This is a genomic window from Streptomyces sp. NBC_00620 (assembly GCF_026341825.1).
Lineage (GTDB): Bacteria > Actinomycetota > Actinomycetes > Streptomycetales > Streptomycetaceae > Streptomyces.
The window spans coordinates 658,042-684,174 of the sequence record NZ_JAPENY010000002.1 but is presented as its reverse complement, the minus strand read 5'-3'; the positions used below and the strand labels follow the sequence as shown (position 1 = coordinate 684,174).

24 protein-coding genes and 1 riboswitch are annotated in these 26,133 nt (G+C 71.4%); of the genes, 13 read left to right on the top strand and 11 right to left on the bottom strand.

Annotated features, from left to right (window positions below; all coding sequences use genetic code 11):
* Positions 1–4 precede the first annotated feature (4 nt).
* The 4 genes from OG246_RS22230 to OG246_RS22215 form a co-directional block, all read right to left on the bottom strand.
* Complete coding sequence (locus tag OG246_RS22230; RefSeq protein WP_266466251.1) at positions 5–682, bottom strand: DUF6286 domain-containing protein; 678 nt, start codon at positions 680–682, stop codon at positions 5–7.
* Positions 679–1,062 carry an Asp23/Gls24 family envelope stress response protein gene (locus OG246_RS22225; protein ID WP_266466248.1) on the bottom strand — a complete coding sequence of 128 codons (384 nt, stop codon included), beginning with the start codon at positions 1,060–1,062 and terminating at the stop codon, positions 679–681. The genes OG246_RS22230 and OG246_RS22225 overlap by 4 nt, the downstream gene beginning before the upstream one ends.
* 3 nt (positions 1,063–1,065) lie before the next feature.
* Positions 1,066–1,251 carry a hypothetical protein gene (locus tag OG246_RS22220; RefSeq protein WP_266466246.1) on the bottom strand — a complete coding sequence of 62 codons (186 nt, stop codon included), beginning with the start codon at positions 1,249–1,251 and terminating at the stop codon, positions 1,066–1,068.
* Positions 1,252–1,326: 75 nt separating this feature from the next.
* Positions 1,327–1,809: an Asp23/Gls24 family envelope stress response protein gene (locus OG246_RS22215; RefSeq protein ID WP_266466245.1), complete on the bottom strand. Its 483-nt coding sequence runs from the start codon at positions 1,807–1,809 to the stop codon at positions 1,327–1,329.
* A gap of 87 nt (positions 1,810–1,896) precedes the next feature.
* Here OG246_RS22215 and OG246_RS22210 point away from each other — a divergent pair, with 87 nt between their 5' ends.
* Positions 1,897–2,625 (top strand): nucleopolyhedrovirus P10 family protein, encoded by a 729-nt coding sequence (locus OG246_RS22210; RefSeq protein ID WP_266466242.1) that lies wholly within the window; start codon positions 1,897–1,899, stop codon positions 2,623–2,625.
* A 68-nt stretch (positions 2,626–2,693) separates the two neighbouring features.
* Here the strand turns inward: OG246_RS22210 and OG246_RS22205 are convergent, their stop codons facing one another.
* From OG246_RS22205 to OG246_RS22190, 4 genes are all read right to left on the bottom strand, one after another.
* A complete protein-coding gene (locus OG246_RS22205; RefSeq protein ID WP_266466239.1) occupies positions 2,694–3,485 on the bottom strand; it encodes an enoyl-CoA hydratase/isomerase family protein in 792 nt (263 codons plus the stop codon).
* Between the two features lie 131 nt (positions 3,486–3,616).
* A complete protein-coding gene (locus tag OG246_RS22200; protein ID WP_006123601.1) occupies positions 3,617–3,838 on the bottom strand; it encodes a helix-turn-helix domain-containing protein in 222 nt (73 codons plus the stop codon).
* Between the two features lie 386 nt (positions 3,839–4,224).
* Entirely contained in the window at positions 4,225–5,823 is a 1,599-nt protein-coding gene (locus tag OG246_RS22195; protein ID WP_266466235.1) for an ABC-F family ATP-binding cassette domain-containing protein, read from the bottom strand.
* A gap of 92 nt (positions 5,824–5,915) precedes the next feature.
* Positions 5,916–6,782, bottom strand: a complete 867-nt coding sequence (locus OG246_RS22190; protein WP_266466233.1) for a PQQ-binding-like beta-propeller repeat protein — start codon at positions 6,780–6,782, stop codon at positions 5,916–5,918.
* Between the two features lie 189 nt (positions 6,783–6,971).
* Here OG246_RS22190 and OG246_RS22185 point away from each other — a divergent pair, with 189 nt between their 5' ends.
* The gene (locus tag OG246_RS22185; protein ID WP_266466223.1) at positions 6,972–7,862 is read left to right on the top strand and encodes a neutral zinc metallopeptidase; all 891 of its coding nucleotides are present in this window, start codon (positions 6,972–6,974) and stop codon (positions 7,860–7,862) included.
* Positions 7,863–7,956: 94 nt separating this feature from the next.
* Positions 7,957–8,370 (top strand): VOC family protein, encoded by a 414-nt coding sequence (locus OG246_RS22180; RefSeq protein ID WP_266466218.1) that lies wholly within the window; start codon positions 7,957–7,959, stop codon positions 8,368–8,370.
* 31 nt (positions 8,371–8,401) lie between these two features.
* Here OG246_RS22180 and OG246_RS22175 read toward each other — a convergent pair whose 3' ends face one another.
* The 3 genes from OG246_RS22175 to OG246_RS22165 all read right to left on the bottom strand — a co-directional run bounded on the left by OG246_RS22175 (position 8,402) and on the right by OG246_RS22165 (position 12,198).
* Positions 8,402–9,802, bottom strand: a complete 1,401-nt coding sequence (locus OG246_RS22175; RefSeq protein ID WP_266466212.1) for a hypothetical protein — start codon at positions 9,800–9,802, stop codon at positions 8,402–8,404.
* 156 nt (positions 9,803–9,958) lie between these two features.
* The gene (locus tag OG246_RS22170; RefSeq protein ID WP_266466209.1) at positions 9,959–11,086 is read right to left on the bottom strand and encodes a S9 family peptidase; all 1,128 of its coding nucleotides are present in this window, start codon (positions 11,084–11,086) and stop codon (positions 9,959–9,961) included.
* Between the two features lie 380 nt (positions 11,087–11,466).
* Positions 11,467–12,198: a class II aldolase/adducin family protein gene (locus OG246_RS22165; protein WP_266466205.1), complete on the bottom strand. Its 732-nt coding sequence runs from the start codon at positions 12,196–12,198 to the stop codon at positions 11,467–11,469.
* 197 nt (positions 12,199–12,395) lie between these two features.
* Here OG246_RS22165 and OG246_RS22160 point away from each other — a divergent pair, with 197 nt between their 5' ends.
* The 10 genes from OG246_RS22160 (at position 12,396) to cobI (ending at position 26,118) form a co-directional block, all read left to right on the top strand.
* The gene (locus tag OG246_RS22160; protein ID WP_266466201.1) at positions 12,396–13,139 is read left to right on the top strand and encodes a lysozyme; all 744 of its coding nucleotides are present in this window, start codon (positions 12,396–12,398) and stop codon (positions 13,137–13,139) included.
* Positions 13,140–13,340: 201 nt separating this feature from the next.
* Complete coding sequence (locus OG246_RS22155; protein ID WP_266466198.1) at positions 13,341–14,573, top strand: inorganic phosphate transporter; 1,233 nt, start codon at positions 13,341–13,343, stop codon at positions 14,571–14,573.
* Positions 14,574–14,585: 12 nt separating this feature from the next.
* A complete protein-coding gene (locus OG246_RS22150) occupies positions 14,586–14,807 on the top strand; it encodes a hypothetical protein (protein ID WP_266466195.1) in 222 nt (73 codons plus the stop codon).
* Positions 14,808–14,935: 128 nt separating this feature from the next.
* Positions 14,936–15,078, top strand: a riboswitch (cobalamin riboswitch).
* A gap of 99 nt (positions 15,079–15,177) precedes the next feature.
* Positions 15,178–16,122: a cobalamin biosynthesis protein gene (locus tag OG246_RS22145; RefSeq protein WP_266466192.1), complete on the top strand. Its 945-nt coding sequence runs from the start codon at positions 15,178–15,180 to the stop codon at positions 16,120–16,122.
* Entirely contained in the window at positions 16,119–17,705 is a 1,587-nt protein-coding gene (locus OG246_RS22140) for a cobyric acid synthase (RefSeq protein ID WP_266466188.1), read from the top strand. The genes OG246_RS22145 and OG246_RS22140 overlap by 4 nt, the downstream gene beginning before the upstream one ends.
* Positions 17,702–21,355 carry a cobaltochelatase subunit CobN gene (cobN, locus tag OG246_RS22135; protein ID WP_266466184.1) on the top strand — a complete coding sequence of 1,218 codons (3,654 nt, stop codon included), beginning with the start codon at positions 17,702–17,704 and terminating at the stop codon, positions 21,353–21,355. The genes OG246_RS22140 and cobN overlap by 4 nt, the downstream gene beginning before the upstream one ends.
* On the top strand, positions 21,352–23,352 hold the full coding sequence (locus OG246_RS22130; protein ID WP_266466179.1) for a putative cobaltochelatase: 2,001 nt from the start codon (positions 21,352–21,354) through the stop codon (positions 23,350–23,352). The genes cobN and OG246_RS22130 overlap by 4 nt, the downstream gene beginning before the upstream one ends.
* The gene (gene cobO, locus OG246_RS22125; protein ID WP_266466175.1) at positions 23,352–23,951 is read left to right on the top strand and encodes a cob(I)yrinic acid a,c-diamide adenosyltransferase; all 600 of its coding nucleotides are present in this window, start codon (positions 23,352–23,354) and stop codon (positions 23,949–23,951) included. Before OG246_RS22130 ends, cobO begins: the two co-directional genes overlap by 1 nt.
* Positions 23,945–25,390, top strand: a complete 1,446-nt coding sequence (locus OG246_RS22120) for a cobyrinate a,c-diamide synthase (RefSeq protein ID WP_266466173.1) — start codon at positions 23,945–23,947, stop codon at positions 25,388–25,390. The genes cobO and OG246_RS22120 overlap by 7 nt, the downstream gene beginning before the upstream one ends.
* Positions 25,387–26,118 carry a precorrin-2 C(20)-methyltransferase gene (gene cobI / locus OG246_RS22115; protein WP_266466169.1) on the top strand — a complete coding sequence of 244 codons (732 nt, stop codon included), beginning with the start codon at positions 25,387–25,389 and terminating at the stop codon, positions 26,116–26,118. Before OG246_RS22120 ends, cobI begins: the two co-directional genes overlap by 4 nt.
* Positions 26,119–26,133 lie beyond the last annotated feature (15 nt).

Below are 26,133 nucleotides of genomic sequence, written 5' to 3'. Positions count from 1 at the left end.
CGTCTCATCCCTTCCGGCCGGGGCGGGCGACGTGCACCGACAGGGCGGGCGGCCGGGAGAGGCCGAGCCCCTTGATGCCGTCGGCGAGGGTGGAGTCCAAGTCGCCGCGTACGTCGTCGAGTTCACGGAAGTGGGAGACCGCCCGGACGTCGACCTTCGTCCGTCCCATACGGACGCGGACCGACTGGACTCCGGCGACCTCCATGGCCCGGTCGCGCAGCGCGGTCGCGGCGGCGTCCCGGTGCAGACCGGCCCGTACGTCGGCGTGGGTGCGCCGCATCGGCAGTACGTCGCGCAGTCCCGGCGTCGCCGCGAGGACGATCAGCCAGAGCCCGAGGGCGGTGGCCACTCCGGCGCCGACGAGGACCCAGGTGTCGTCGAGGGGGCGTTCGGCGAGCTGCTGGGCCAGCGACCTGCGCCAGTGCATGGCGGGCCGGTCGGCGCGTACGGCCGCGACGTCGTACAGGAGGGCGCCCGCGCCGACGAGGACAAGGACCGCGAGAATCCCCGCGGGGATGCGGCGGGCCGACCAGAAGCGGCCTTCTCCCCCGTCCTCGTCGTCGAGGGTGGGCAGCGGTTCGTAGGCCGCCGCGGAGGCGGACTGGCCGAGTTCGGTCTCGGCGGCCTTCTCCAAGACGGGCAGCCGTTGGGTGCTGCCCTCGGATCCCTGGGACTCGCTCATTGCGTCCTCCCGTGTGCCGCGCCGGGTGCCTGCACCAGATGCAGCCGCTCCACCTGGACGGCCACCTCCGGTACTTCCATCCCCGCCAACGCATCTACCCGCTCGGCGACATGACGACGCACCGCATTGCACCGGCCACCGATGTCGGAGGGATAGTCGAGTTCTAGGCTGACGCGGATGCGGGCGGTGTCGTGGTGGACGACGACCGTGGCGTGCGGGGGCGCGGCGTCCGGGGGCAGCGCCTCCAGCACCTCGCGTGCCGCCTGCCCGGCGATCTTCGCCACGACCCGGTCGGCGATCCGGGTCGCGCCCCGCTCGGCCGGCGCGATGTCCGCCGCTCGCCGCCGCGTCTCACCGAGCCGGTCGGGCTGAGGGGGCACGCGTCACCGCCGCCGGTCGTCGCGGGAACGGAAGAAGTCCCCGACGTCCAGGTCCCCTTCGAGGAACCGACCGACGACGAAGCCGATGGCACCGAGGGCGGCCACCAGGAGGAAGGCCCCGAAACCCCCGAAGTACCCGGCGAAGCCCAGCGCCATTCCGGCGATCATGCCGATCACGGCCAAGCTCATGGTGCGCTCCTCAGCGGTTCGTTGGCTGGTTCGAGCGGTGTGGTGGCGGGGTTGGTCGATTCAGCGTCCGAGGTGTCACTGGAGCCGCGACTCCGGCTCCTCGTCCTCTTCGTCCGGCAGCTTTACGTCGCTGACGGCGATGTTGACCTCGACGACCTCGAGTCCGGTCATGCGCTCGACGGCCGCGATGACGTTCTCCCGCACTGCGCGGGCCACGTCCGCGATCGACACGCCGTAATCGACGACGATCTCCAGATCGAGCGCGGTCTGCAGCTCCCCGACCTCGGCCTTGACACCCCGTGACACGGACTTCGTACCGCCGGGCACCCGGTCCCGCACGGCCCCGAAGGTCCGGCTGAGCCCGCTCCCCATCGCATGCACGCCCAGTACATCGCGGGCCGCGAGCCCGGCGATCTTCTCCACCACTCCGTCCGCGATGGTGGTCCGGCCCCTGGTCGCGGGGTCACCACCGCCACGTTTGGTGGGCTTACGCGTCCCCAGCGGCTCTTTCTCGCCCTCGGGGGTCTCCGGCCGCTTCCGCTCCGTCATGTCGGTCATCGCCGTACATCCCTTTCGGTCGTCGTCCTTCGCCCACAGTAAGTGGGGTTGCGCCCTCCCGCGCCGGGGATGCGGCAGGCTGGAGCAATGACGGCGGACGGATGGGCTCAGGTCGTACGGCATCAGCTCGGGCTCGGCAGGCTGCTGCCCCTCGGCGGCCCGCGCGACGGCGCGTGGATCACGGAGGGCGCCGCCGACTCCGTACTGCGGCGCGCGGCGGCTCCTGTGCGCGGAATCCGCCTCGGCACGCTCCGGATCGCCCTCGCCGACCCCGACCAGTCGTACGACCCCGCGGTGCCCCCGCCGCCCAGCGCGCTGCCGCCGGGCCCCCTCCGCATCAGCGCGGAGTTCACGGCCTCGGCGGACCCCACGGCCCCCGGCGTCGAACCCCTCCCGACAACGGCGGCCCGCCTGCGCCAGTCCCTGGCCACGGCGGCAACGGAACGACTGGGCCTGACGGTCACGGAAGTGGACCTGCGGGTGACAGGGCTGGACGCCGACGAAACCCCTGCGTCCGCGCCCCGACCCGACGAGCACCCGGCTGCCGAGCCGACGCACGCCGACGAGTCCCGGGTCGCCACCGCCGCCCTGTCCGTCCCGGGCGTGACCCACCTGACGGACACCTTGGGGCGCCCGGTGCACATCGAGGACACCCGGGGCGGCGACGCGACGGTGCCACGCCGCCATGTACGCGTGGAAGTGGCGGTCTCGGGAGACGAGCGAGCCCTCGACGTGGCAAGGGCAGTCAGAACAGCCGTCACGAACGCCCTGAAGGACACCCCATCAGTGGCGGTACTGGTAACCAGGGCCCACTAGAGAAGCCCCTTCAGGGGCGCGGGGAACTGCGCGACCAGCCCCCACCGGCCCGCAGCCAGCGGACGGCCTCAGTCCCCCACCCCGGCAAGATCCCGCAGCCGGCGCCCTTGAGCGGCCCGCTCGGCAACACGCTGCTCCTCGTAGGTGCGGTCCTGCGCCCCGCGCAGCAACGCCTTCGTCTCGACGACGGCATCCCGCGGCGCGGACAACAGGGCGCCGACGAGATCACGTACCGCGTCATCAAGCTGCCCGCCGGGCACCGCAAGGTTGGCGAGCCCCGTGCGCTCGGCCTCCTCGGCCAACACGAACCGCCCCGTCGCGCAGATTTCCAGCGCACGGGCGTACCCCACGAGGCTCACCAGCGGATGCGTCCCGGTGAGGTCGGGCACCAGGCCCAGGCTGGTCTCGCGCATGGCGAACTGCACGTCGTCCGCGACGACGCGCAGGTCACAGGCGAGGGCAAGCTGGAACCCCGCACCGATGGCGTGCCCCTGCACGGCGGCGATGGACACGACGTCGCTGCGCCGCCACCAGGTGAACGCCTCCTGGTACTCGGCGATGGTCGCGTCCAGCTCCGCGTCGGAGCCGCGCGCGAGGTCGATGAACGACGGCTCGCCATCGAAGCCCTCGGGCGTGAACGCCTGCCGGTCGAGCCCCGCGGAGAAGGACTTGCCCTCGGCGCGCAGCACGACCACACGGACGGTGCCCGGCAGTGACCGACCGGCCTGCGTCAACGCCCGCCACAGCGCGGGACTCTGGGCGTTGCGCTTGGCCGCGTTGGTCAGGGTCACCGTGGCGACCGATTCGTCGACGGTGAGCCGTACGCCGTCCTTGTCGAGAACGGGGTCGAGCGAAGCCATGGACGCCTCCGATGCGTGCGGTCAGAGTGGATGCCGAATGACGACATCCTTAAGTGACTGCACAGTAACCACCCGGTCGATCAACGGACCGACCGGGTGGTCACCACCGAAGCCGATGGGGACGCCCGGCCTCAGGCCGAGGCGGCCTTCTTGCCCCGCGTCGCTCCGCCACGCCCACGAAGCGTGACGCCCGATTCGCTGAGCATCCGGTGCACGAAGCCATACGAACGGCCGGTTTCTTCGGCCAGCGCTCGAATGCTCGCACCGGAGTCGTACTTCTTCTTCAGGTCTGCCGCGAGCTTGTCGCGCGCGGCGCCGGTTACCCGGCTGCCCTTCTTCAGAGTCTCGGCCACCCGTGCCTCCTCATGGGAAGTGCGCTCTGGACTTCTCATGATCACCCCTCCCGGGCCTCATGGCCACCCATTCGGCAAGGTCCGTAAGACAAGGTTTTGACGACAGGAGCCCGTCCCCACGACTGGAATCTGTGATTCCGCCGTGCGGTGTCCATACGGCCGAACGGGTTCATCCGCGAAGTGCCAGGTCAGAGACGCAGGACGGCCGAGCCCTTGGGATCGAAGGGCTCGGCCGGAAAATCGATGTAGGACACACCTCGGTACGAGGAGATCTCACACCATTGATGGATCACGGATCGGCCGAATGATCCATACGCAGTGGATCAGTCATTCGATCAAGCGGCGCTGACCGGTCGCACGGGGCTCGGACGACGGCGTCCCGGGGCTCAGGCGAGAGCAACCAGGTCTTGGTAGTCCGCGCCCCACAAGTCCTCGACGCCGTCGGGCAGCAGGATGATGCGCTCCGGCTGGAGCGCCTCGACCGCACCCTCGTCGTGGGTGACGAGGACGACGGCGCCCTTGTAGGTCTGCAGCGCGCCGAGGATCTCCTCGCGGCTGGCCGGGTCGAGGTTGTTGGTGGGCTCGTCGAGGAGGAGGACGTTCGCGGAGGAGACCACGAGGGTCGCGAGCGCGAGACGGGTCTTCTCGCCGCCGGAGAGGACGCCGGCCGGCTTGTCGACGTCGTCCCCGGAGAACAGGAACGAGCCGAGCGTCTTGCGCACCTCGACGAGGTCCAGGTCGGGGGCGGCGGTGCGCATGTTCTCCAGGACCGTGCGCTCCGGGTCGAGGGTCTCGTGCTCCTGCGCGTAGTAGCCGAGCTTGAGGCCGTGGCCCTCGACGACCGAGCCGGTGTCGGGCGTCTCGACGCCGCCGAGCAGCCGGAGCAGGGTCGTCTTGCCCGCACCGTTCAGGCCGAGGATGACGACGCGGGAGCCCTTGTCGATGGCCAGGTCGACGTCGGTGAAGATCTCCAGGGAGCCGTACGACTTCGACAGTCCCTCGGCCATGAGCGGGGTCTTGCCGCAGGGCGCGGGCTCCGGGAAGCGCAGCTTGGCGACCTTGTCGGAGACACGCACCGCGTCGAGTCCGGCGAGCAGCCGGTCGGCCCGCTTGGCCATGTTCTGCGCGGCGACCGTCTTGGTGGCCTTGGCGCGCATCTTGTCGGCCTGCGAGTGCAGTACGGCCGCCTTCTTCTCGGCGTTCTGCCGCTCGCGCTTGCGGCGCTTCTCGTCGGCCTCGCGCTGCTGCTGGTAGAGCTTCCAGCCCATGTTGTAGACGTCGATCTGGGCGCGGTTGGCGTCCAGGTAGAAGACCTTGTTGACGACGGTCTCCACAAGGTCGACGTCGTGGGAGATCACGATGAAGCCGCCGCGATACGTCTTCAGGTAGTCGCGCAGCCAGACGATCGAGTCGGCGTCGAGGTGGTTCGTCGGCTCGTCGAGGAGGAGCGTGTCGGCGTCCGAGAACAGGATGCGGGCCAGCTCGATACGGCGGCGCTGACCACCGGAGAGCGTGTGCAGGGGCTGGTGGAGCACGCGGTCGGGCAGGTTGAGCGCGGCGGCGATGGTGGCGGCCTCGGCCTCGGCGGAGTACCCGCCCTTGGTGAGGAACTCCGTCTCCTGGCGCTCGTACTGCCGCATCGCCTTCTCGCGGGTGGCGCCCGAGCCGTTGGCGATGCGCTGCTCGTTCTCGCGCATCTTGCGGATCAGGGTGTCGAGGCCGCGGGCGGAGAGGATGCGGTCGCCGGCGAGTATGTCGAGGTCGCCGGTGCGCGGGTCCTGGGGCAGGTAGCCGACCTCGCCGGAGCGGGTGACGTTGCCACCGGCGGGGGTGCCCTCACCTGCGAGGACCTTGGTGAGCGTCGTCTTGCCCGCGCCATTGCGGCCGACCAGGCCGATGCGGTCGCCCTTGGCGATACGGAAGGTGGCGGACTCGATGAGGAGACGGGCGCCGGCGCGCAGCTCGATACCGGAGGCGGAGATCACGGACAGACTCCAGGGCAGGGTTGTTTGGCGGGGTGGACGGCTGAGGACGTTCCCGCCGTCTAATGCGCGAGGAGAATGGCCATGGGCCAAGTCTAACGGGGCCGTGCAACCACTTTTTCTGCCTTCGGGTGTCCGGCACTGTGACGCTCATTGCCCAGCGGCGTACGGTCCGGGGTGATCCTGCCGAGGTCGTCCACCGCGATGATCTCGCCGGTCCAGGAGCCGGCGGCGTCACCGGCGGGGCAGGGCTGTGCGATCAGGAGCGCCGTGCCGAGGCGCACCGCGCGCGCGGGCGCGAACTCACATCCCCGTCGGGCGGGCAGTACCCAGCGCAGATCGCCGTCCGCGATGCGGTAGGCGGCGATGCGCTGCGGGGTGACGACGGCGAGCATGCGGGCGCCGAGAGGCCGCAGCACGCCACTCCCCCCGTGGTCCGCGAGCCACGGGGAGGCGCCCGGAAGGGCCCGGTGCCAGCGCACCGCGCCGCCGTCGTCGCGCGCGGTGTCGGTGACCAGCCCGTCGTCCCAGAGCGCGATCGCCTCCCCGCGCGCGGGGACCACGGCCAGCGGGCGACGGCCCTCCCGCGCGTAGCTCCAGCGCGGGCGGCCCGTCTCCGCGTCGTACGCCTCGACGGCGTCGCTCGTCGTACGCAGTGACGGCCGTGCCTCGTGCGCCACGCGCGCGTGGACGGTGATGTGGTCCCCGAAGGGGGTGGACCGGGCTTGGTGGGCCGCCGCGAGGACGGGGGCGGCGAGGAGGAGGGCGAGGGCCGGGGGCAGGAAGCGGCGGAGGGGGTGACACGGGCGGTGCTGAGGCGCGGATTCTGCGAGCGGCACGGTCGCGGGGTGCGCGGGGCGTGGCAGGGCCGCGGACCGCTGCGGGGCGGGCTCCGCGGCCGGGGGCCGGGGTGGTGCCGCGTCCGGGTGCGGGGCCGTCACCTCGACCGGTAGAACAACCACCTTTCCCCCTCTTCGCCCACTCGGTCCACGGATCAGGCGCAGAGCGTAGGCGTGGGCCGGCGCAGTGGCTGCCGGGACACGGCGGGTGGGCGGGGGCGTCCCCCGTTCGGACCTCCGCTCGGGGCCGGGGTCCTGGGGGCGTACGAGGATGGCGCCACAGAGCGACGTACGGCAGAGGGTGGTGTGCCCATGCAGTTCGACGACGACGCCGACCTGGACACCTCCGAGGTTCAGGACGTGCGCGGGAGCCGGATCCCCGGTGGCAAGGCGACCGTGGGCGGCGGCATCGCCGGGCTGATCGCCCTCCTCCTCGGGCTGTTCCTCGGGGTGGGGCCCGACCAGCTCGGACTCTCCTCCGGCAGCGACGAGCCCGCGGCGACCGCCTCGTCCCTCGCGCAGGTACAGCAGACGTGCAGGACGGGGCAGGACGCGAACACCAAGGACGACTGCCGCATCGTGGCGGTCGTCAACAGCGTGCAGACCTACTGGACGCAGGAGTTCACGCGCCGCAGCGGCACCTACACGCGCTCCCCCACGGTCCTCTTCGGCAGCCGCGTCGGCACGGCGTGCGGCACCGCGACCTCCGCCGTGGGGCCCTTCTACTGCCCGGGCGACCGCAAGGTCTATCTGGACCTGGGTTTCTTCGACGAGCTGCGCACCAAGTTCGGCTCGAGCGGCGGCCCGTTCGCGCAGGCGTACGTGGTGGCGCACGAGTACGGGCACCATGTGCAGGACCTGATGGGGACGCTGAGCAGGTCGCAGGACGGTGTGACCGGCGCGAACAGCAACTCGGTGAAGGTCGAGCTGCAGGCCGACTGCTACGCCGGGGTGTGGGCGCACCACGCGACGACCACGAAGAACCCGTCGACGGGCAAGCCGCTGATGACGAGCCTCACGGACGCCGACATCCGCGACGGCATGGACGCGGCGGCGGCCGTCGGCGACGACCGGATCCAGGAGAGGTTCCAGGGCCAGGTGACCCCGGAGACCTGGACGCACGGCTCGGCCGAGCAGCGGCAGCAGTGGTTCCACCAGGGCTACAGCACCGGCGACATGGCCCAGTGCAACACCTTCCGCTGAGCCCTCCCCTCTTGGGCCGGGGCGTTGTCAGTGCCCGGTGCCAGACTGGGCAGCGGATCGGATTCCGGCGGCGGGACAAGAGGGAGTGATCGGCATGGCAGGCATCGACGGCGGGCGCCCGAGCATCTACCCGACACTGTTGTACGCGGACGCGAAGGCGGCGATCAGGCAGCTCACGGAGGCCTTCGGCTTCACCGAGCTGTCGGTGTACGAGGGCGAGGACGGCGCGGTGATGCACGCCGAACTCGTGCAGGGGAACGGCGCGGTGATGCTCGGCTCCAAGGGCACCGGCAGCGTCTTCGACGGTGCGATGAAGGGCGCGGGCCCGACGGGGGTGTATGTCGTCGTGGACGACGTCGACACACACCACCAGCAGGCCGTGGACCACGGCGCGGAGATCCTGATGCCCCCGACGGACCAGGAGTACGGCTCGCGGGACTACATGGCCCGGGACATCGAGGGCAACATCTGGAGCTTCGGCACCTACGCCCCCGAGATAGCGGCGTAGGCACCTCCCGGGCAGGCGTCGGGCCGTCCGGTCAGTTCCCTCCGGTGTGCACCTGGAAGGCGGCCCGGCGTACGGCCTTGGCCAGCGCCGGGTCCGGGTGGGCGGCGGCCAGCGCGACCAGGACCTGCACGGTGCGGGGATGCCCGACCGCGCGCACCTCGTCGAGGAGCATGGGCACGGTGGGCTGCACGGCCGACTCCAGGTGGCGTACGAGGAGCGGTGCCTCCCCGTGGTCGGCGACGGCGGCAGCGGTGTCGACCCAGAGCCAGGTGGCCTCCGTGCGGGTGAGCACCTCGTGGGCGTCCTCGGGGTCGTGGCCGTCGTGCACGGCGAGCCACAGCAGGGCGTAGGGGCGCAGCGAGGTCTCCTCGGCCACGGCCCGCACATCGGGTTCGGCGGGGGCGCCGACCACACGCAGCGCCTCGAAGGCGAGGCCGCGGCTGAGGGCGTCCTCGCCGCGGGCGGCGTCGAGGAGTTCGGTGATGGCGCTGCCGACGGGGCGGGCGGCGAGCCAGGCGCGGTATTCGGCGCGGGCCGCGTTCGGGCGCAGCTGGGCGCAGCCGCGGAGCATGTCCTCGGCGGAGGCCTCGATGTTCCCGGCGGGGCTCTGCGCGGCGACGCAGATCTGCTCCAGCTTGACCCAGACCGCCCAGCTGCCGAGCGGGGTGAGGGTGGCCTGTCCGTCGGCGCAGGTGAGCGCGCCCACGGAGGCCAGGGCGTGCAGGGCCCAGTCGAGGAGGGGGGCGAGCGGGGTGTTCTCGGCGGCGGCCTGGGAGGCCGGTTCGGGCTGGGGGCCGTAGGGGATTTCGCAGCGCTCGGTGCGCAGTTCCGTGACGCGCTGTTCGAGCAGGTCGAGGAGTTGCTCCATGGGGACGGGTCCCGCGGAGAGCTGGAGGAAGGAGAGCACCTGGGGCATCGCGGAGACGACTTCGGCGACGGCGGACGGTTCGTGGTCCGCGGGCTCCGGATAGGCCAGCGACCAGGCGTCGAAGAGGGCGACCCAGCCGCGCAGTACGGCGCTGTCGTCGCGGTTCCAGGCGCGCAGTCGCCAGCCCGGGCGGGCGTTGCCGCCGTGTACCTCGATGAGGCCCGCCAGGCGTGCGGTGTCCCAGTCCGCGCGGACCTGAACCGGGGTCAGCCCCAGTTCGGCGGCGGCCCGTTCGGCGGAGGCGTCGGAGAGGGTGCCCTTGCCGTCGGGCGTCGCGCCGTCGCGCCCGGGGCCGAGTGCGGCATCTGCCCAGCGGGCCACGCGGGCGGCGTCGGACAGGCCGGTGCGTGCCATACGGGCCAGTTCCCCGGGCGGCGGTGTGCCTTCGGGCGGACGCGGTGCGGGGCGGGGCGAGCGGCGCTGGGTCACCGCTCGGGGGGCGGCAGCCAGGGGCCGCGGGCGGACGAGTCGGAGCCTGGAGTCGCGCGGATTACGGGACGTCACGGGTGCAGTCTTCCGGTTGACAGTCCGAAAACCCAAACGGAATGAGGCTTGGCCCTTCCGAGGGCCCTGCCCTCAAGCCCCCGTTCAGCCGGAACGGGCCCGTCCTCGCACGGCGGACAGGCCGAAAACAGCCCCTCCGGCGCTTCCCATCGGCTTCTACATCAGCGGTGTGAGGAATCGGCGCAGGGCCTCTTCGTAGCCTGCCGGGTCGGCGTTCCACATGGCGCCGTGCGGGGCGTGCGGGACCGTGCGCAGGGTGACCAGCTCCGGACGGCGCTCGGCGAGGCGGCGTGAGGGGCCCCAGGGGGCGATGGTGTCGTCCGGGCCGTGCACCAGCAGGGTCGGCACCTTGAGGTGGTCGGGGTGCGCGGCGTTCTCGATGCGGTCACCGCGTACGCCCGTGCGGCCCTGGGCGGCGCGTACCGCGAGCGGCAGCAGGGGCTTGGGGGTGTGGCGGGCGGTGGCGAGGGCGCGCAGCGTGGTCTCCCAGCTGAGGACGGGCGAGTCAAGGACGAGGCCGGAGATCCGCTCGCGCAGCGCGGAGTGCGCGGCGGCGCGCAGGGCCATCGTGGCGCCGGTGGACCAGCCGAACAGGACGACCTGGTCGGCGCCGTAGCGCACGGCGTAGCGGATCGCCGCGTCGAGGTCGCGCCACTCGGTCTCGCCGAGGTGGTTGAGACCGTCCGGGGAGCGGGGGGCGCCGAGGTCGCCGCGGTAGGCGAGGTCAAGTACGGGGAACTGGTGGCGGTTCAGGAACTCCAGCACGTTCATGGGGTGTTCGCGGGTGGCGCCCAGGCCGTGCACGGTGATCACCCAGGTGTCGCGGACGCCGGGCACGAACCAGGCGGGCAGGGAGCCGAGTTCGCCGGGGACGTCGATGTCGGCGTGGTCGAGGCCGAGGGCGGCGCTCGGGTTGCCGATGTGGACGTTCGGGGTGAGCCACACCTTGTCGCCGGGCTCCAGGGTGCCGTGGGTGACGCGTTCCAGGCGGCGTACGACCGTGTCGGCGGGGTGGGGCGTGGCCTCCATGACCGGGCCCACGACGGCGTGGGAGCCGTCGCCGGAGAGGCCGTACCTGCCAGGGCGCAGCGAGGCCAGGTCACGGGTGAGCGTGATCCCGCCCGCCGCCGTGGCGTGCACGGTGAGCCGGGGCTCGGTGGGCAGCGGCCTGCCGGGCGACGCCTTGAGCGCGGCGTCGCTGGCGAACCGGCCCGCCGCGACGGAGGCCGCGCCCGCGGCGATGGCTACGGTGACGGCTGCGGCCGTCGCTTTGACAGTGCGCACGCGTTCAGTCTCCCGGGGGAGCCCGTTATCGGCCAGCGGGAGCGGGGCTCGGGATGACGTACCCCGGCGCGGGTGGGGCTCTTGTTTCCGGGGGTGCGTGTGATTCGGCGGCCCCGGGGCGTGTCGGGGGGAGCCGGCTGCGCGCCACGGCGAGCAGGGACTTCCGGCGCACCGCCGCGGGGAGAGACACCCGCGCTGTCGCGCGGACAGACCTCCAGGGCTGCCGGATGGTTCGGCACCGCCGAATCGGTGCGTCCGGGCCGAGCAGCGCTACGGCCGGAAGGAGGCGAGCACCGCTGCGGCGGGAAGGAGCTCCCACCCGGCGCGGCGAGGCCGAGCCCCGCCCGGCGGAGCGGCCAAGGGGGTACGAGTAGTCCCCCTTACCCCCGTTGCCCGTACCCCCTCAGCCGCTCCCCCGCCTCCTCCACCTGCTCGCGTGTCAGCAGCGTGGGCGACAGTCCCGGTACCGACGAGGCTGTCAGCCAGACGCGGCACATCCACTCCAGCTGGGCGGTGCGGTCGTAGGCCTGGCCGAGGGACGAGCCGTGGGCGATCGTGCCGTGGTTCTGGAGAAGGCAGGCGGCGCGGTCGGTGAGGGCCTGGCGCATGTTCTCGGCCAACTCTGGGGTGCCGTAGGTCGCATAGGGGGCAACACGGACCGGGCCGCCCAGATCGCCCGCCATGTAGTGGATCAGCGGGAGCTCGGGGACGAGTGTCGAGACGGCCGTCGCATGCGGGGCGTGGGTGTGGACGACGGCGCGTGCGTCGGTGGCGCGGTAGACGGTGAGGTGCATGGGCAGTTCGCTCGTCGGAAGGAGCGAACCGCGCACCTGCCGGCCGTCGAGGTCCACGCCGACGATGTCGCCCGGCGTCAGCCGGTCGTACGGCACTCCTGTCGGCGTGACCAGGACGGTGTCCCCGACGCGTACCGAGACGTTGCCCGACGTACCGACGACCAGTCCGTCGGTCACGGTGCGGCGGGCCGTCGCGACGAGCTCGTCCCATGCCCGCTCCTCCGCGCCCCGCACATCCGGCGCGTGCCGCTCACGCGCCACCTGTGCGCCCTCCCGCCCGCCCCGATCGCCCCGCGCGTCCCGCCGCTGTTCAGCCATGCCGCGATCCTGCCAGGCGCTGTCGCCAACGCGGCGTCGGCGAGGGCACTTTAGGGCGGAATCCGGGCGTCCGTAAGATCGCATATGGGCATAGATCGACCCTCTGCGGGGGATTGGCCGGAGATCGACGAGCTTTCGATGATCTTCCAGTAGCCTCTGGGGGATTTGTCACGCACGTCGCCATTCCGGGGGGAAATATGGCCCGTGATCACAGACCGTCCCGCCACCGTGCCCGCGTCGTCGCGGCCACCCTCACGGCGCTCACCGTCGGGGGGACCGCTCTCGCCGAGGCTCCCGCATCCGCAGCTGGCAAGCCCAAGGGGCACGACGTCTCCTCGCACCAGAAGAACGTCGACTGGCAGAGCGCCAAGGCGAAGGGCGCGCAGTTCGTCTACGTCAAGGCGACCGAGTCCCACACCTACCGCAATCCCTACTTCAGCCAGCAGTACAACGGGGCGCGCAGCGCCGGCATCATCCGCGGCGCCTACCACTTCGCCCTGCCGAACAAGTCGTCAGGCACCGCCCAGGCGGCACACTTCGTGCGCTACGGCGGCGCCTGGCGCGGGGACGGGTGGACGCTGCCGCCCGCGCTCGACATCGAGTACAACCCGTACGGCAGGAACAAGTGCTACGGCCTGACCAAGGCCAAAATGGTGAGCTGGATCAAGGCGTTCAGCGACGAGGTCAAACGGCAGACCGGACGCCGTCCGGTGATCTACACGACCACGCACTGGTGGAACACCTGCACCGGCAGCAGCCGCGCCTTCGGCGCGAACCACTCCCTGTGGCTCGCGCGCTACGACTCGGCGACCGCGGGAGCGCTGCCGGCCGGCTGGACCTTCTGGACCTTCTGGCAGTACGACAACAGCGGCAGCCTGCCGGGTGACCAGAATCTCTTCAACGGCTCCACCGCCCAGCTCAAGAAGCTCGCCAGGGGGTAGCGGAAGTACCGGAACCCGTTGTTCCGCCTGTGTTCGAGACGTCGAGCCGGGCACCGAAACAGTCATCGAGCCACCCCTTCAGCACCATCGAAGGGGTGGCTCGACACATGAGACACTTTCAATGCCCCGCCAGTTCACTTTCCGTTCATTCAGGTTGCCTACGGTCCACCTGCCACTGACGTCCAACAGAAGCCTGGGTTAATGGAACACATCACGCTCCTCCTCGGAATCGTGATCGTTACCGCTCTCGTGTTCGATTTCACGAACGGTTTCCACGACACCGCCAATGCGATGGCGACGACCATTTCGACTGGTGCTCTCAGACCGAAGACGGCGGTGGCCATGTCCGCCGTGCTGAATCTCGTCGGTGCTTTCCTCTCCGTGGAGGTCGCCAAGACGATCTCCGGCGGCATCATCAACGAAGAGGGCATACGCACCGAAGTGATCTTCGCGGCGCTCGTCGGCGCCATCCTCTGGAATCTGCTGACCTGGCTTCTGGGTCTCCCGTCCAGCTCCTCCCACGCGCTCTTCGGCGGCCTCATAGGCGCCGCGGTCATGTCGGCCGGCTGGTCGTCGGTGAACGGCTCGACCGTCATCACCAAGGTGCTGCTCCCCGCGATCGCCGCGCCCCTCGTGGCCGGACTCGCCGCGATGCTGGCCACCCGCCTGACGTACAAGATCGGCAGCCGTGCCGACGAGAAGGCGACCGCCAAGGGCTACCGCGCCGGTCAGATCGCCTCGGCCGGTCTTGTCTCGCTGGCCCACGGCACGAACGACGCCCAGAAGACGATGGGCATCATCACCCTCGCGCTGGTCACCGGCGGTGTGATCGCGCCGGACTCGAACCCTCCCACCTGGGTCATCGTCTCGGCCGGTATGGCCATCGCGCTCGGCACCTACCTGGGCGGCTGGCGCATCATCCGCACCATGGGCAAGGGCCTCACCGACCTCGCGCCGCCGCAGGGCTTCGCCGCCCAGACCAGTGCGGCCACGGTCATCCTGGCCTCCTCACACCTCGGCTTCTCGCTCTCCACCACGCAGTCCTGCTCCGGCGCCGTGATGGGCTCGGGCCTCGGCCGCAAGGGCGGAGTCGTCCGCTGGTCGACCGCGACCCGCATGTTCATCGCCTGGGGCCTCACGCTCCCGGCCGCCGGTCTGGTCGGCGCGGGCGCCGAGTTCCTCACCAAGCAGGGCACGTGGGGCATCGTCCTGACGGGTGCACTCCTGGTGGCCGGCGCGGGCACCATCTGGAACCTGTCGCGCCGCCAGCCGGTGACCATCGACAACGTCAACGAGGTCGGCGCCGAGCCCTCGGGCGTCGTCACCGCGGCGATCGCCGCGGTCACCCCGCCCCCCGCGGGCCCGCTCACCGGCGACCTGAAGGCCACCATCCCGTCCCCGGACGCGGAGCCCACCGCTCCGGCCACGGTCTAAGGAACGAACAGCATGCACATCGACTGGGCAGCCCTCGGCTCCGTCTTCGGAGTCAGCCTCGTGTCCACCGTGGCCCTCGTCGGCCTCTTCACCCTGGGCATCGTCGGCCTCTCCAAGCGCGAGTCGGCCTCGGCGCAGGGCGGCTCCGCCGCTCTCGCGGTCACCGGCGCGTACGCCTGCTTCGCGGCGTGCGCGGCGGCGGTGGCGTACGGGATCTATCTCATCGTGGCCTGACGGTCGCACCAAAACAGCACAAGTAAGGCATCACCTCGGGTGGGGCGCGGGACGTATCAACGTCCCGCGCCCCACCCGTATGTGGGCCTTCGCACACTCTCCCCCCGCAGGTCAACAGCAAGTTGACGGGTCTTCCAACCCCATGGTGGACTGCCGGAGCCAAGTACGGCGGCAAGAGAGGAAGCCGGTGCGAATCCGGCGCGGTCCCGCCACTGTCACCGGGGAAGAAATCCCCGGAAGCCAGGAACTCTCACCGCCGGTCTCTTCGAACCAGGGCGTGGACACCCTGAGTGAGGACATATCGCCATGCGCGGCTGCCCAAGTGCCATGCGAACCACGGTTGTGCCTGACCTGACGGTCGGCTGAACCGGTGCGTGCCGATCGCGTCTTCGCGTACGGCGCCGCCGCCGGCCTTCTCGGTGACCTGCTGCTCGGCGATCCCCGCCGGGGCCATCCGGTCGCCGCGTTCGGACGTGGAGCGGGAGCCGTCGAGCGGGTGCTGTGGCGGGACCACCGGGGGTGGGGCGCGCTGCACACGGCCGTGTGCGTGGGCGGCGCCACCGGGCTCGCGGCGCTCGCGAGTCGTTCCGTACGTGGATCCCGTACCGCCTCCATCGCGCTGACCGCCGCCGCCACTTGGGCCGTCGTCGGCGGGACCTCGCTGGGCCGGGAAGCCCGTGCGATCGGCAGCGCGCTCGAAGCCGGTGATGTCGAGGGGGCCCGGGAGCGGCTGCCGCATCTGTGCGGGCGGGATCCGCAGGCGCTCGACGCGGACGGGATCGCCCGGGCCGTCGTCGAGTCCGTCGCCGAGAACACCTCCGACGCCGTGGTGGGGGCTCTTGTGTGGGGCGCGGTGGCCGGCGTGCCCGGGCTCGTCGGGTTCCGCGCCGTCAACACGCTCGACGCGATGGTCGGGCACAGGTCCCCCAAGTACCGGCGCTACGGCTGGGCTTCCGCGCGGCTCGACGATGTCGCGGGCTGGCCGGGGGCGAGGCTCACCGCCGTTCTCGCGGCCGCGGCCGGAGGCGACCGGCAAGGCGCCCTGCGCGCCTGGCGGGTGGACGCCTGCAAGCATCCGAGCCCCAACGCCGGGCCCGTGGAGGCCTCGTTCGCGGGGGCGCTCGGGGTGCGGCTCGGCGGGACCCTCGCGTACGGGGGAAGGGTCGAGCACCGGCCCGTACTGAACGGCAAGGGTCGCGCCGTCGCGGTCGGCGACATCGAGCGGGCCGTACGGCTGTCGCGGCGCGTGAGCTGGCTCGCGCTGGGTGTGTGTGCCGCCGGGCGGCTGTTGGGGCAACGGGGAGGGAACTCATGAGCGGCGGCGGGCTGCTGATCGCCGGAACCACTTCCGACGCGGGCAAGAGCGTCGTGACCGCCGGGATCTGCCGGTGGCTGGTGCGGCAGGGCGTCAAGGTCGCGCCCTTCAAGGCGCAGAACATGTCGCTGAACTCGTTCGTGACACGTGAGGGCGCCGAGATCGGCCGGGCGCAGGCCATGCAGGCGCAGGCCGCTCGCGTGGAGCCGACCGCGCTGATGAATCCCGTGCTGCTCAAGCCGGGGAGCGACCGCAGCAGTCAGGTCGTGCTCATGGGGAAGCCCGTGGGTGAGATGAGTGCTCGCGGGTTCTTCGGGGGGTCTGGGGGGTCGTCCCCCGGGGAAAGGCTGCACGGAGGGCGGCAGGAAGCTCTGCTCGGGACCGTGCTGGAGTGCCTAGCCGAGTTGCGGGGCACGTATGACGCGGTGATCTGCGAGGGAGCGGGGAGTCCCGCCGAGATCAATCTGCGGCGGACCGACATCGTGAACATGGGGATCGCGCGCAACGCGCGGCTGCCCGTGCTCGTCGTCGGCGACATCGACCGCGGCGGCGTCTTCGCGTCCTTCTTCGGGACCGTCGCACTGCTGTCCCGCGAGGACCAGGAGCTGGTCGCCGGGTTCCTCGTGAACAAGTTCCGCGGGGATGTCTCCCTGCTGGAGCCGGGGCTCGACATGCTCCACGGGCTCACCGGGCGGCCCTCCTACGGGGTGTTGCCCTTCCAGCACGGCCTCGGGATCGACGAGGAGGACGGGATGGGGGTCCCCCCGCTCGAGCGCAGCCGAGAGTGGGGGAGGGTCTCCATGAGGGGCGCGGTCCGGGAATCCACGGTCACCGCGCCCGTCGGCGAAGACGTACTGCGGGTCGCCGTCTGCGCGATCCCCCTGATGTCCAACTTCACGGACGTGGACGCGCTGGCCGCCGAGCCGGGTGTCGTCGTGCGTTTCGTGGACCGGGCCGAGGAGCTGGCCGACGCGGACCTCGTCGTCGTACCGGGGACCCGGGGGACGGTGAAGGCGCTGGAGTGGCTTCGGGAGCGCGGGCTCGCGGACGCGATCGCGCGACGGGCCGCCGAGGGGCGGCCCGTGCTCGGCATCTGCGGCGGCTTCCAGCTCCTCGGCGAGCACATCGAGGACGAGGTCGAGTCACGGGCAGGTCATGTCGACGGGCTCGGACTGCTTCCCGTACGCGTGCGGTTCGCGCGGGAGAAGACGCTCACGCGGCCCGTGGGCGAAGCGCTGGGCGAGCCCGTCGAGGGGTACGAGATCCACCATGGCGTCGCCCAAGTCACCGGCGGGGAGCCCTTCTTGGACGGGTGCCGGGTCGGTGAGGTCTGGGGCACGCACTGGCACGGCTCGCTGGAGTCGGACGGGTTCCGGCGCGCCTTCCTGCGCGAGGTGGCGGCCGCCGCGGGCCGTCGTTTCGTACCGGCCGCCGACACGTCGTTCGCGGCGCTGCGCGAGGAGCAGTTGGACCGGCTCGGCGATCTGATCGAGGAACACGCGGATACGGACGCGCTGTGGCGGCTCATCGAGTCCGGCGCGCCGACAGGACTGCCTTTCATTCCACCGGGAGCGCCCGCATGAGCACAGTGTTGTTGTTGTCGACCGCCGACACGGATCTGCTGGCGGCCCGGGCCTCCGGCGCCGCGTACCGGATCGGCAATCCGACCCGGGTGGATGTCGCCGCCGAACTCCCCGCGCTCGTCGGGGGCGCGGACGTCGTCGTCGTACGACTCCTTGGCGGCAAGCGCGCCTGGGAGGACGGGCTCGCCTTCCTGAAGGCGTCCGGCGTTCCGACCGTTCTGCTCGGCGGGGAGTCCGTGCCCGACGCGGAGTTGATGGCCGAGTCGTCGGTGCCCGCCGGTGTGGTCGCCGAGGCGCTGCGCTATCTCGTCGAGGGCGGCCCGGAGAACCTGACCGAGCTGGCCCGCTTCCTCTCCGACACCGTGCTGCTCACCGGCGAGGGCTTCGAAGAGCCGCGCAAGACGGCCGAGTACGGCGTCCACGGCGAGCGTGCGTTCGTCGAGGGCCGCCCGACGATCGGCGTCCTCTTCTACCGGGCGCACGAGCTGTCCGGCAACACCGCCTTCGTCGACACGCTGTGCGACGCGATCGAGGCGCGGGAGGCCAACGCCCTTCCCGTGTACTGCGGTTCGCTGCGCGGCGCCGACGCGGGACTGTACGAGATCCTCGCCAAGGCCGACACGCTGGTCGCGACCGTGCTCGCGGCCGGCGGCACGCACGCCTCAGAGGCGTCCGCCGGCGGTGACGAGGAGGCCTGGGACATCGGGGAGCTCGGCGACCTCAACATCCCTGTGCTGCAAGGGCTCTGCCTCACCTCCTCGCACGCCGCGTGGGAGGCCTCCGACGCCGCCCTCTCCCCCATGGACGCGGCGATGCAGGTCGCGATCCCGGAGTTCGACGGGCGGCTCATCACCGTGCCGTTCTCCTTCAAGGAGCAGGGTCCCGACGACGTCCCGGTGTACGTCGCCAACCCTGAACGGGCCGCGCGCGTCGCCGGGATCGCGGTGCGCCACGCCCTGTTGAAGCACAAGCCGAACCAGGACAAGAAGCTCGCGCTCGTCTTCACCGCCTACCCGACGAAGCACTCCAGGGTCGGCAACGCGGTCGGTCTCGACACGCCCGCCTCGGCTGTGCGGGTGCTGGACGCGCTGCGGGGCGCCGGGTACTCCCTGACCGAATACCCGGACAACGGCGACGAGTTGATTCACCGCCTCATCGCGGCGGGCGGCCACGACGTCGAGTGGCTGACCGAGGAACAGCTCGCCTCGGCCCCCGCACGCGTGCCGCTCGCCGACTACCAGGCCTGGTTCGACAAGCTCGATCCCGAGCTGCGGAACGGGATGCTGGAGGCGTGGGGCGAGCCGCCGGGCAACCTGTACATCGACGGCGACGACATCGTGCTGGCCTCCCTCCAGTTCGGGAACGTCGTCGTGATGATCCAGCCGCCGCGCGGCTTCGGCGAGAACCCGATCGCGATCTACCACGACCCGGACATGCCGCCGTCGCACCACTACATGGCGGCCTACCGATGGCTGGAGAACTCCTTCGGCGCCGACGCCGTCGTGCACATGGGCAAGCACGGCACGATGGAATGGCTGCCGGGCAAGGGACTCGGGCTCAGCGGCGGCTGCGCGCCCGACGCCGTACTCGGTGAACTCCCCCTCATCTACCCCTTCATCGTCAACGACCCCGGCGAGGGCACCCAGGCCAAGCGGCGCGGGCACGCCACGGTCGTCGACCACCTCGTACCGCCGATGGCGCGCGCCGACACCTACGGCGATCTGGCGAAGCTGGAGCAACTCCTCGACGAGTACGCCCTCGTGTCCGACCTGGACCCGACGAAGGCCCCGGCCGTGCGCGCGCAGATCTGGACGCTGGTCAAGGCGGCCGAGCTCCACCACGACCTGCATGTCGACGACCAGCCGGACGACGGCGACTTCGACTCGTTCGTCATGCACATCGACGGCTATCTGTGCGAGATCAAGGACGTGCAGATCAGGGACGGCCTGCACATTCTCGGCGGCGGCCCTGAGGCCGAACCGCGCGTGAATCTCGTACTGGCCGTACTGCGGGCCTCGCAGGTGTGGGGCGGCACGGCGAACGCACTGCCCGGTCTGCGGGCCTGCCTCGCCGAGCATTTCGGCCTGGTCGAGAAGGAGTTGCTCGGCGAGCCCGGTGCGCCGGTGAAGGTGCCGGTCGAACTGACCTCGCTGGTCGAGGGGCCCGCGCGGTCCGGCGCCGATGCGATCGACCTCCTTGAGCAACTGTGCCGCCGGTTCGCGGAGGGCATGGAGGAACGCGCCTGGGACGCGGCGGCCGTCCCCGCCCTCGTGCGCGAGGTCGTGGGCGTCGAACTCCCGGACGCCGTCGCGGTGTTGAAGTTCGCCTGCGACGAGGTCGTGCCCCGGCTCGCGAAGACGACCGACGAGATCGACCACATCCTCAAGGCACTCGACGGCGGTTACGTCCCGGCGGGACCGTCCGGATCGCCGACGCGCGGACTCGTCAACGTCCTGCCGACCGGCCGCAACTTCTACTCCGTCGACCCCAAGGCGATCCCGTCCAGGCTGAGTTGGGAGGTCGGACAGGCCCTCGCGGACTCGCTGATCCAGCGGTACCTGAGCGACACCGGCGCGTACCCGACGTCCGTCGGCCTCACCGTCTGGGGCACCTCCGCCATGCGCACCCAGGGCGACGACATCGCGGAGATCCTCGCGCTGCTCGGCTGCCGCCCGGTGTGGGACGACGCCTCGCGGCGCGTGACGGGCTTCGAGGTCGTGAGCCTTGAGGAGCTGGGCCGGCCGCGTATCGACGTCACGGTCCGTATCTCCGGGTTCTTCCGGGACGCCTTCCCGCACGTCGTCGGTCTCATCGACGACGCGGTGCGCGCGGTGGCCGAGCTGGAGGAACCCGCGGACCAGAACTACGTGCGCAAGCACGCCGACGAGGACACCGCCGAGCACGGGGACCGGCGGCGCGCGACGGCTCGTATCTTCGGGTCGAAGCCGGGCGCCTACGGGGCCGGGCTGCTGCCGCTCATCGACGCGCGGAACTGGCGCTCGGACGCCGACCTCGCCGAGGTGTACGCGGTGTGGGGCGGCTACGCGTACGGGCGCGGGCTCGACGGGCGGGCGGCGCGCGGGGACATGGAGACCGCGTTCAAGCGCATCGCCGTCGCCGCCAAGAACGTCGACACCCGCGAGCACGACCTCGTCGACGCCGACGACTACTTCCAGTACCACGGCGGCATGGTCGCCATGGTCCGCCATCTGACGGGCACCAGCCCCGAGGCGTACGTCGGTGACTCCGCCACGCCCGACCAGGTGAAGACCCGGACGCTGGGCGAGGAGACGCACCGCGTGTTCCGCGCCCGCGTGGTCAACCCGCGCTGGATGGCGGCGATGCGGCGCCACGGCTACAAGGGCGCCTTCGAGATGGCGGCGACCGTCGACTACCTCTTCGGGTACGACGCGACGGCCGGGGTCGTGGACGACTGGATGTACGAGAAGCTGTCGGCCGAGTACGTCTTCGACCCCGAGAACCGGGACTTCATGAAGAAGTCCAACCCCTGGGCGCTGCGCGGGATCACGGAACGGCTGCTGGAAGCGGCCGACCGCGGGCTGTGGGCCGAGCCCGACGCTGACACCCTGGAGCGGCTGCGCGCCACCTATCTGGAGCTCGAAGGCGACTTGGAGGGCGACGACAAGTGAGTACTCCCTTTCCGTTCACGGCCGTTGTCGGCCAGGACGACCTGCGGCTCGCGCTGCTGCTGAATGCCGTGTCGCCCGCGGTGGGCGGGGTGCTGGTGCGTGGCGAGAAGGGCACGGCCAAGTCCACCGCCGTACGCGCCCTTTCGGTGCTCATCCCGGAGGTCGACGTCGTCGCCGGGTGCCGCTTCTCGTGCGCTCCGGCCTCCCCCGACCCCGCCTGCCCCGACGGGCCGCACGAGGTCGGACCCGGAACGAAGCGTCCCGCGCGGATGGTCGAGCTGCCCGTCGGTGCCTCCGAGGACCGGCTCGTCGGCGCCCTCGACATCGAGCGGGCGCTCGCGGAGGGCGTGAAGGCCTTCGAGCCGGGGCTCCTTGCCGACGCGCACCGCGGGATCCTGTACGTCGACGAGGTCAATCTTCTCCACGACCACCTGGTCGACCTGCTCCTTGACGCGGCCGCGATGGGCGCCTCCTACGTCGAGCGCGAGGGCGTCTCCGTACGACATGCCGCCCGTTTCCTGCTCGTCGGGACCATGAACCCCGAAGAGGGGGAACTGCGGCCGCAGTTGCTCGACCGGTTCGGGCTGACCGTCGAGGTGGCCGCCTCGCGGGAGCCCGATCAGCGGGTCGAGGTGGTGCGCAGGAGGCTCGCGTACGACGACGATCCCGAGGGGTTCGCCGCCCGTTGGGACGACGAGGAGTCCGCCGTACGGGCGCGGATCGTGGCGGCGCGTGCGCTGTTGCCGTCCGTGCTGCTCGGGGACGGGGCGCTGCGGCAGATCGCGGCGACCTGTGCGGCCTTCGAGGTGGACGGTATGCGCGCCGACATCGTGATGGCGCGCACGGCGACCGCGCTGGCCGCGTGGGCCGGGCGGACCGAGGTGCTCGCGGAGGACGTACGGCAGGCGGCGCTGCTCGCGCTGCCGCACCGGCGTCGGCGGAATCCCTTTGACGCGCCGGGACTTGACGAGGACAAGCTCGACGAGACGCTGGAGGAGTTCGGCGAGCAGGGCGGCGGCGAGGACGACGATCCGGATCCGGACGGGCCCGGTGGTGGCGGGCAGCCTCCGCAGGAGGACCCCGACGACGGTTCCGGGCCGGGCGATGCCCCTGCGCAGGCCGAGTCCGGCGAGGGTGGGCAGCCTCAGGGTGGCGGCGAGCAGTCCCCCGTACGGGCCGCCGAACCCTTCCGTACGAAGGTGCTGAGCGTGCCCGGGCTCGGGGAGGGTGCCGCCGGGCGGCGTTCGCGGGCGCGGACCGAGCACGGGCGGACCACCGGGTCGCGGCGGCCCCAAGGGGCGCTCACCAAGCTGCACTTGGCGGCGACCGTGCAGGCGGCGGCGCCGCATCAGCTGGCGCGCGGGCGGTCGGGGCGCGGGCTCGTCGTACGGCGGGACGATCTGCGGCAGGCCACCCGGGAGGGGCGTGAGGGGAACCTCGTGCTCTTCGTCGTGGACGCCTCCGGGTCGATGGCGGCGCGGCAGCGGATGAGTGCCGTGAAGGGTGCGGTGCTTTCGCTGCTGCTCGACGCGTATCAGCGGCGGGACAAGGTGGGGCTCGTGACCTTCCGCGGGTCCGCGGCCGAGGTCGCGCTGCCGCCCACCTCTTCGGTGGATGCCGCCGCCGCGCGGCTGGAGTCGCTGCCCACCGGTGGGCGGACGCCGCTCGCGGCCGGGTTGCTGCGGGCGCACGACGTGCTGCGGGTCGAGCGGCTGCGGGATGCCGCGCGGCGGCCGCTGGTCGTCGTGGTGACGGACGGGCGTGCCACGGGTGGCCCGGAGCCGGTGGCGCTCGCGGGGCGTGCGGCGCGGCTGTTCGCGGCCGACTCGGTCGCGTCCGTGGTCGTGGACTGCGAGGCGGGGGCCGTACGGCTGGGTCTTGCCGGGCAGCTCGCGGTGGAACTGGGCGGCACCGCGGTGACTTTGAACGAGTTGCGGGCCGATTCCATCGCCGGTCTTGTCAGGGACGTGCAGGGCAACAGCAGGAGGGCCGCGTAATGCCGCAGGGGCAGCCGAGTGTCGTGCCGGACGACGGGCTGACGACACGTCAGCGGCGTAACCGGCCGCTTGTCGTGGTGCACACGGGGGTGGGGAAGGGGAAGTCCACCGCCGCGTTCGGGCTTGCCCTGCGTGCCTGGAATCAGGGGTGGCCCATCGGGGTGTTCCAGTTCGTCAAGTCGGCGAAGTGGAAGGTCGGCGAGGAGAACGCGCTGCGGGTGCTTGGCGCCAGCGACGAGGGCGGGTCCGTCGACTGGCACAAGATGGGCGAGGGCTGGTCCTGGGTGCAGCGCGACTCCCAGATGGACAACGAGGAGAAGGCCCGCGAGGGGTGGGAGCAGGTCAAGAGGGACCTGGCGGCGGAGACGTACCAGCTGTATGTGCTCGACGAGTTCGCCTATCCCATGCACTGGGGGTGGATCGACGTCGACGAGGTCGTGGCCGTGCTGCGGGATCGGCCCGGGACCCAGCATGTGGTGATCACCGGGCGCAACGCTCCCGAGAAGCTGGTGGAGTTCGCCGATCTGGTGACCGACATGTCCAAGGTCAAGCATCCGATGGACGCCGGTCAGAAGGGCCAGAGGGGCATCGAGTGGTGATTTCCGTTCCTCGGCTGGTCATTGCCGCGCCTTCTTCGGGCAGCGGCAAGACCACCGTTGCCACGGGGCTGATGGCGGCGTTCGCCTCGCGGGGGCTTGCCGTGTCTCCGCACAAGGTGGGGCCCGACTACATCGATCCCGGGTATCACGCGCTCGCCACCGGGCGTGTGGGGCGGAATCTCGATGCGTATCTGTGTGGGGCGGAGCTTGTCGCGCCGTTGTTCGGGCATGGGGCCCGGGGGTGCGATCTCGCTGTTGTCGAGGGTGTGATGGGGCTGTACGACGGGGCTGCGGGGGAAGGGGAGTTGGCTTCCACCGCTCATGTGGCGAAGTTGCTGCGGGCGCCTGTGGTGCTGGTTGTCGATGCTTCGTCTCAGGCTCGGTCCGTGGCTGCGCTTGTGCATGGGTTTGCTTCCTGGGATCCCGAGGTGCGGGTGGCCGGGGTGATTCTCAACAAGGTGGGGTCCGTGCGGCATGAGGGGATGCTGCGGGAGGCTCTCGACGAGTCGGGGGTTCCCGTGCTCGGGGTTCTGCGGCGGGCTCCGCAGGTGGACACGCCTTCTCGGCATCTGGGGTTGGTGCCTGTTGCCGAGCGGGCGTCGGAAGCCGTTTCGGCGGTTGCTGCCATGGCCTCGCAGGTGCGGGAGGGGTGTGATCTCGGGGGGCTGCTTGCGTTGGCGCGTAGTGCTCCCGCGTTGTCGGGTGCGGCTTGGGATGTGGCTGAGGTGGTTGGTTCTTCGCCCCCTCCGCCCCTTCCCGTTCCCGAACTCGGGGGCTCCGCCCCCGAACCCCCGGTCGCCCGAAGGGCTCGTCCTCAAACGCCGGACGGGCTAAAAACAAAAGTCGTCGCTGTCGCCGGTGGGGCCGCCTTCACCTTCTCCTACGCCGAACACGCCGAGCTGCTCTCCGCCGCCGGGGCCGAAGTTGTCACCTTTGACCCTCTCCGCGATGAGCAACTGCCCGAAGGTGTCGGCGGGTTGGTCATCGGAGGTGGGTTCCCCGAGGTGTACGCGCCTGAGCTGTCTGCCAATGAGCCGTTGCGGAAGGCTGTTGCGGCGCTCGCTGAGCGCGGTGCGCCGGTCGCCGCCGAGTGTGCCGGGCTGCTGTATCTGTCTCGCGAGCTCGACGGGCAGCCCATGTGTGGGGTCATCGATGCCAAGGCCCGTATGGACGAGCAGCTGACCCTCGGGTACCGGGATGCCGTTGCCGTGTCCGACAGTGTGCTCGCCGTGGCGGGGACGCGGATGCGGGGGCACGAGTTCCACCGGACCGTTGTCGAGCCCGGTGCCGGGGCGGCTCCCGCCTGGGGGGTGCGTACCCCGCGGAAGCGGGTCGAAGGTTTCGTACAACAAGGTGTGCACGCGAGTTATCTGCACACGCACTGGGCGTCCGAGCCCGGTGTCGCCCGTCGGTTCGTGGAGAGGTGCCTGACGTCATGAGCAGCAAGCTGACCGGAGTCGGGGTCGGGCCCGGTGACCCGGAGCTGGTGACCGTCAAGGGCGTCAACGCTCTGCGCGCCGCCGAGGTCGTCGTCGTACCGGTGATGGACACAGGAGAGCGGGGGCGGGCGGAGGCCACCGTCCTGCACTACGTGCCCCAGGAGAAGGTCGTCCGGGTCGTGTTCGCGCTGAACGAGCGGACCGACCGGGGGCGGCGTGAGGCCGCCTGGGACGCGGCCGGTGAGCGGGTGGCCGGGCTGCTGCGCGCGCACGCGACCGTCGCCTTCGCCACCATCGGCGACCCCAACGTGTACTCGACGTTCACCTATCTCGCGCAGACCATCGCGGAGCTGGTGCCGGGGACCGTCATCGAGACCGTGCCCGGTATCACCGCCATGCAGGATCTCGCCGCGCGGTCGGGGGCGGTGCTCACGGAGGGGACCGAGCCGCTGACCCTCGTTCCGGTGACCGCGGGGGCGGCCGTGCTCAAGGACGCTCTCAACGGGCCCGGCACCGTCGTCGCGTACAAGTTCGGGCGGCAGGCCGCGGAAGTGGCCGAGGCGCTGCGCGAGACGGGGCGGCTCGACGACGCCGTGTGGGGGTCGGCGCTCGGTCTTGAGAGCGAGTCCATCCGGCCGGCGGCCGAGCTCGACGGCGGGCCGCTGCCCTACCTCTCCACGCTCATCGCGCCCGCGCGGCGCGAGGGCGGGCGCGGCGGGAAGTTGTGAGCCGACCCGGCGAGG

Coding starts and splice junctions, on each gene's coding strand:
- OG246_RS22155 (WP_266466198.1), top strand. CDS start 13,341: ATGGAACACATCACGCTCCTCCTCGGAATCGTGATCGTTACCGCTCTC.
- OG246_RS22150 (WP_266466195.1), top strand. CDS start 14,586: ATGCACATCGACTGGGCAGCCCTCGGCTCCGTCTTCGGAGTCAGCCTC.
- OG246_RS22230 (WP_266466251.1), bottom strand. CDS start 682: ATGAGCGAGTCCCAGGGATCCGAGGGCAGCACCCAACGGCTGCCCGTC.
- OG246_RS22140 (WP_266466188.1), top strand. CDS start 16,119: ATGAGCGGCGGCGGGCTGCTGATCGCCGGAACCACTTCCGACGCGGGC.
- OG246_RS22220 (WP_266466246.1), bottom strand. CDS start 1,251: ATGAGCTTGGCCGTGATCGGCATGATCGCCGGAATGGCGCTGGGCTTC.
- OG246_RS22165 (WP_266466205.1), bottom strand. CDS start 12,198: ATGGCTGAACAGCGGCGGGACGCGCGGGGCGATCGGGGCGGGCGGGAG.
- OG246_RS22180 (WP_266466218.1), top strand. CDS start 7,957: ATGGCAGGCATCGACGGCGGGCGCCCGAGCATCTACCCGACACTGTTG.
- cobI (WP_266466169.1), top strand. CDS start 25,387: ATGAGCAGCAAGCTGACCGGAGTCGGGGTCGGGCCCGGTGACCCGGAG.
- cobO (WP_266466175.1), top strand. CDS start 23,352: ATGCCGCAGGGGCAGCCGAGTGTCGTGCCGGACGACGGGCTGACGACA.
- cobN (WP_266466184.1), top strand. CDS start 17,702: ATGAGCACAGTGTTGTTGTTGTCGACCGCCGACACGGATCTGCTGGCG.
- OG246_RS22160 (WP_266466201.1), top strand. CDS start 12,396: ATGGCCCGTGATCACAGACCGTCCCGCCACCGTGCCCGCGTCGTCGCG.
- OG246_RS22210 (WP_266466242.1), top strand. CDS start 1,897: ATGACGGCGGACGGATGGGCTCAGGTCGTACGGCATCAGCTCGGGCTC.
- OG246_RS22215 (WP_266466245.1), bottom strand. CDS start 1,809: ATGACCGACATGACGGAGCGGAAGCGGCCGGAGACCCCCGAGGGCGAG.
- OG246_RS22205 (WP_266466239.1), bottom strand. CDS start 3,485: ATGGCTTCGCTCGACCCCGTTCTCGACAAGGACGGCGTACGGCTCACC.
- OG246_RS22185 (WP_266466223.1), top strand. CDS start 6,972: ATGCAGTTCGACGACGACGCCGACCTGGACACCTCCGAGGTTCAGGAC.